This window comes from Photobacterium kagoshimensis (assembly GCF_050337045.1).
GTDB lineage: Bacteria > Pseudomonadota > Gammaproteobacteria > Enterobacterales > Vibrionaceae > Photobacterium > Photobacterium kagoshimensis.
The window spans coordinates 1-659 of record NZ_JAKJSO010000058.1; the positions used below are offsets into that span (position 1 = coordinate 1).

The 659-nt window shown below is 45.3% G+C and carries 1 tRNA gene and 1 rRNA gene; both read left to right on the forward strand.

From position 1 onward, the window contains the following. Positions 1-172: ribosomal RNA gene (locus L4C35_RS23185) — 16S ribosomal RNA — on the forward strand; the annotation flags it as partial. 99 nt (positions 173-271) lie between these two features. Next, positions 272-347, forward strand: a tRNA-Glu gene (locus L4C35_RS23190). Positions 348-659: the final 312 nt, after the last annotated feature.

Consider the following 659-nt stretch of genomic DNA (forward strand, 5'->3'; position numbering starts at 1 on the left):
GTGAATACGTTCCCGGGCCTTGTACACACCGCCCGTCACACCATGGGAGTGGGCTGCACCAGAAGTAGATAGCTTAACCTTCGGGAGGGCGTTTACCACGGTGTGGTTCATGACTGGGGTGAAGTCGTAACAAGGTAGCCCTAGGGGAACCTGGGGCTGGATCACCTCCTTAAACGATAGACTGCTTGTTTGATGCAGTGTCCACACAGATTGCTTGGTTAAAATGTAAAAGAGTGAAAAAYCACAGCGTGGTTTTTCTAGAAAGTACTTGGTCCCATTCGTCTAGAGGCCTAGGACACCGCCCTTTCACGGCGGTAACAGGGGTTCGACTCCCCTATGGGACGCCACTTTCTAAATGCATTCGTTTGAGTGTGATTAGAAAGTGGATATCTTCGGATAAACACAAAGCTCTTTAACAATCTGGAAAGCTGACTAGTAAATTGAATCAAYAGATTCAATTACAATAGTTTYTATCTTAATGATAGAAACGAGTTCTCAAAACAACACACATTCAAGTGTCTTGTGTAGAGTCCGGCGAAAAACCAATTTGTATCCCCGCTCTATTATGTAGAGAAGGAGATACATAAACCTTGGTTGTTTGAACATACAGACCTCTTGGGGTTGTATGGTTAAGTGACTAAGCGTACACGGTGGATGCC